Origin of the sequence: Nocardia farcinica (assembly GCF_029867845.1) — a bacterium.
GTDB classification, from domain to species: domain Bacteria; phylum Actinomycetota; class Actinomycetes; order Mycobacteriales; family Mycobacteriaceae; genus Nocardia; species Nocardia farcinica_A.
The window spans coordinates 1-4,706 of sequence record NZ_JARWRU010001005.1 but is presented as its reverse complement, the minus strand read 5'-3'; the positions used below and the strand labels follow the sequence as shown (position 1 = coordinate 4,706).

Sequence of the window (4,706 nt, the reverse complement as noted above, 5' to 3'; positions counted from 1 at the left end):
CCGCGTATCGACGTCATCGATCTCAGCGGCGCCGACTCGGCCCTGCTGCCCGCGCTGGCCCCCGTGCTGGCGGGGCCGCCGGTCACCGATCACACCAGGATCTCCGAGCTGCTGCGCTCGCTCACCGAGCGAGCCGAGCTGGCCGACATGGCCTACCAGGGCAACGCCTGGACCGCGCCCGCCGAGCACCGGGTGCTGGTGGTCTCGGACTTCCCGCACGGCTACCAGCCGATCGACGCGCAACGCCTGCACACCCTCACCGCCTGCGGCGATCTGATCGGGCTGAGCATCATCGTGGTCGGGACCGACGAGATCCCGATGCCCGACGAGGCGGTTGCGGCGCTGTCCCAGCACGCCAGGCACCTGCCGACCGTGGCCGAGACGCCCATGTTCGATCCGTGGACCGGCAGCGCCTGGCAACTGGAACTGGATGTGCTGCCGCGTGATCCGCGGCAGGCCGCCCGTCTGCTGCGCACCGAGTGACCGTTCCGCGCGTCAGCCGGTCCGCACGGGAGCGGGACGCGGCCGCAGCCACTGCGGCAACCAGGGCAGCAGCGGGTCCGGCCCGCGGTTGAGGATGCCGCCCGCCGGATCGTCCTGCCAGTCCCGGCGCACCGGATCCTCCTCGGGCCGGTAGATCTGGCGCACGATCAACGCGCACAAGCCGATCACGGCCAGATCGCGCACGATCACCGTGCCGGTGAACCACTGCTCGGGCAGCCCCTTCGCGCCGGTGCCGAGGTAGTAGTACATACGCGGCGCCCACACCAGCGCGTCGATCGTCATCCAGGCCAGCAGGATCCGCCGGTGCGGCAACGCCAGCACCGCCAGCGGCACCAGCCACAGCGAGTACTGCGGGCTCCACACCTTGTTGGTCAGCAGGAAGGCCGCCACCACCAGGAAACACAGCTGCATCAGCCGGGGACGGCGCGGAGCGGTCAGCGCCACGTAGGCGATCAGCGCGCACGCGGCCAGGAACAGCAGCAGTGACACCGCGTTCAGTACCGTCGGCGCCTGGCCGTGGGCGAGATGTCCGTCGAAGCCCTGCCAGCCGGTGAAGGAGGAGATGACGTTGTAGATGGAGTCCGGGTCGGCGTGGCGTTCGGTGTTGAGGCGGAAGAACTCGCGCCATCCCCTCGGGAACAGTGCCGCGATGGGCAGATTCACCAGCAGCCAGGTGAGCAGGGCCGCGGCGACCGCCACCCCGGCCGCGCCGAGCGGGCGCAGACTCCAGAACCGGATCCGGTATCCGAAGTCGCCCAGCCAGTTCCGCAGCGCGCCGGGGCCGTCGATGTCGCGCAGCCGGGTGAGCGGGCGCGGGCTCGGCAGCCGTTGCATCTGCTCGGCGCGCACGCACAGGATGACGATCGGGCCGAGCAGCAGCAGCGGATACAGCTTCGCCGCGCCGCCGAGGCCGAGCAGCACGCCCGCCAGCAGCGGCTGCCTGCGCGCCCAGGCCAGCAGGCCGGTGGCGGCGAACGCCGTCGCCAGGGCGTCGAAGTTGGTGAAGGCGTGCACGATCACCAGCGGTGAGCAGGCCATCAGCGCGATGTCCCAGATGCGGCGTCCGGCCAGCATGGCCGAGGCCCACACCGTGATCAGCCAGGCCAGCGCCAAACCGACGGCCACCACGTTGAAGTAGATGACCACCTGCAGCGCGCCGGGCAGCGGCAGCGCGTCCCAGGTCTTGGCGATCTGCATCGACACGTACTGGTACAGCCCGGACAGCACCGGGTACTCCATGTACCTGGTCTCGGTGCCGCCGTCGGGGGTCTGCTCGGTCCAGGACTTCTTGTACGGGAAAGCGCCCTCGTCGAGTCGTTCCGCGCCGTAGAGCGGCACGGTGTCGGAGTAGCACATCGCCACGTACTGGCGACCGTCGTACCAGTCCAGCGCCAGAGCGCCGTCGGCGGTCTCGGTCTGTTGCAGGCAGGCCGCCTTGGAGCCCCAGCCGAGGGCGAGGAAGATCACCGTGAAGGCGAACAGCACCCGCAGCGGCGTCCAGAAGCGGACCCGGCCGATCAGCGCGTGGTCGCCGACCGGACCGCCGATGAGCGTGCTGGCCTGCGCGGTCAGCGAATCCGTGCGGCTCGGCCGGTCGCGCTCGTCGTCGGAGCGCAGATCGGCGGCCAGCGGTGCGGGCGAGGCCGGGCGCGGCCCCTTCCGCGGTGTCCCGACCGTCCGGGCCAGGCCGTCGTGCGCGTTCACCAGGTCTGGATCGGTCACGTCCACCGAGGCTACCGGCCGGACGGCAGACCCGGCGGACCGGCCGACGGCGGAACCGACGGCCGTGTTGTCGGCAGCCACGTGCCCCTCACTCCCGCGGACTCAGCGCTGCGAGGAGTCCTCGTCCGCGCCGCCCGTGCCGCCTCCGTTGCCGTTCCCGTTCCCGTTCCCATTGCCGTTGCCATTGCCATTGCCGTTTCCACCGCCGTAGCGGGAGTCGTCCTGGGCCTCCGGTCCGCCCGTCGGGGCGATCGGCTGACCGGGCAGCGGGCCGGGATCGTCGTTGCGCGGCGGGCTCTGCGGCTGGGTCTGCTGTGGCCGCTGCGGGGCGGGCGCGACGCCGGGCACCGGGATGGTGATGCCGGGCAGGATCTCCACCTGCGAGGGCGTGATGACCACCGGTGGCAGCAGCGGCGGCGCCTCCGTGGTGGACGGCGGGGTGTAGGGCGCGGTGTAGTCCGGCACGCCCGCCTGCCCCTTGATCGGGGCGGGCTTCGGGAAGGACTCCTTCTCGGTGCCCTCGAGGGCGCCGTCCATGGTGTCCTTCCAGATGTCGGAGGCCAGACCCGAGCCGTAGATCATCCCGCCCGCGTAGTTGCGCAGCGGCGAGTTGTCCACCGAGCCGACCCACACCGCCGTCGACAGCGACGGGGTGTAGCCCACCATCCAGGTGTCCTTGTTCTCACCGGTGTCGCCCAGCTGGGCGGTGCCGGTCTTGGCGGCCGACTCGCGACCGCCCGCGAGACCGTGGTTGCGCGAGTATGCCGCGATCGGACGCATGGCGGCGGTGACGTTGTCGGCCACGGCCGCTGACACCACCTGCTCGCCGGGCACCTCGCCGCGGTCGAGCAGCACCTGGCCGTCGGCGGTCACCACGCGGGAGACGAAGTGCGGCTTGTGGTAGACGCCGGAGGCGGCCAGGGTGGCGTAGGCCGAGGCCATGTCGATCGGACGGGCCTGGTACTGGCCGAGCACGATGCCGTTGTTCGGGCCGGAGCCGTCGGGCTCGGTCAGGGTGGCGCCGACGCCGGGCAGTTCCTTGGGGATGCCGAGCCGGTGCGCCATGTCGGCGATCTTCTGCGGGCCGTTCTGCATGTCCAGCTGCATGCGGTAGAAGCTGGTGTTCAGTGACCGCTTGAGGGCCTCGGCGATGGTGCACATGCCGCAGTCCTCGCCCTCGACGTTGGTGATCTTGATGCCGTGCACCGTCAGCGGCGAGCTGTCGTACATCTGCGACAACGGGATGCCGAGTTCGAGATTGGCGGCCAGGCCGATCGACTTGAACGACGAGCCGGTCTGCAGCGCGGCGTTGGCGAAGTCGTATCCGGTGCCGTCGGTGCCGCCGAAGTAGGCACGCACCGCGCCGCTGCGCGGGTCGATGGAGACCACCGCGGTGCGCAGCTGCTCGGGCTCGCCCTCCAGGTTGGAGATCGCGGCCTCGACGGCGGCCTGCTGGGCCTTGGCGTCGATGGTGGTGGTGATCTGCAGGCCCGCGGTGTTGAGCTGCTGCTCGCTGATGCCCGCCTCGGAGAGCTCGGCGAGCACCTTGTTCTTGATCAGACCCTCGGGGCCGGAGTTCAGGCCCGACTCCTGCTCGGTCGCGGCCAGCGAGACCACCTGCGGATACTGCATGCCCGCCCGTTCGGCGGAGTCGAGGTTGCCGCTGGAGACCATGCCGTCGAGCACGTAGTTCCAGCGCGCCTGCGCGCCCTCGGGGTTCTGCTCCGGGTCGAGCAGCGACGGCAGCTGGATGGTGGCGGCGAGCACCGCGCCCTCGGCGACGGTCAGCTCCTGCACCGGCTTGCCGAAGTAGGCCTTGGCCGCGGCGTCGATGCCGTAGGCGCCGCGGCCGAAGTAGATGGTGTTCAGGTAGGCGGCGAGGATCTCGTCCTTGCTCCACTGGCGCGCCATCTTCGCCGAGATGACCAGCTCGTGCAGCTTGCGCTCGAGCGAGCGCTCGTCACCGACCAGCGCGTTCTTCACGTACTGCTGGGTGATGGTCGAACCGCCGCCCGCGCTCTCCTTGCCGAGCAGGTTGTCGCGCGCGGCGCGCGCGAAGCCGGAGATGGAGAAGCCTGGGTTGGTGTAGAAGTCCCTGTCCTCGGCGGCGATGACGGCGTTGCGGACGTGCGGGGGCACCTGGTCGATGGTCACGTCGGTGCGGTTGCCCTGCGGGGGAACCACTTTCGTGATGACGGTGCTGCCGTCCTCGGCCAGGATCGTGGCCACCTGGTTGGTCTTCAGGTCGCCCGGCTCGGGGACCGACACGGTCGAGTAGGCGAAGAGGAAGACCGCGCTCGGGACCACGATCGCCAGCGCCACCAGCACGTAGCAGACGCGCCGGATGGTCTTCCACGGGAACTTCCTCCCCGGCCCGCTCGCCCCGGAACCGCCGGAGCCGCCGCGGCCGCCGCGGCCGGGCGGCGGAGTCGAGGTTGCCGCTGGAGACCATGCCGTCGAGCACGTAGTTCCAGCGCGCC

General features: G+C 70.8%; 2 protein-coding genes and 1 pseudogene. 1 reads left to right on the top strand and 2 read right to left on the bottom strand.

What is annotated here, in order from left to right; genetic code table 11:
- Positions 1–483 (top strand): annotated as a pseudogene (locus QH283_RS22310) (TerD family protein); the annotation flags it as partial.
- A 12-nt stretch (positions 484–495) separates the two neighbouring features.
- On the opposite strand, the gene QH283_RS22305 reads toward QH283_RS22310, so the two are convergent.
- Positions 496–2,190: a glycosyltransferase family 87 protein gene (locus QH283_RS22305; protein ID WP_280504915.1), complete on the bottom strand. Its 1,695-nt coding sequence runs from the start codon at positions 2,188–2,190 to the stop codon at positions 496–498.
- Positions 2,191–2,328: 138 nt separating this feature from the next.
- Positions 2,329–4,706, bottom strand: a 2,378-nt coding sequence (locus QH283_RS22300; RefSeq protein ID WP_432420761.1) for a transglycosylase domain-containing protein, incomplete at its 5' end; no start/stop codon positions are given.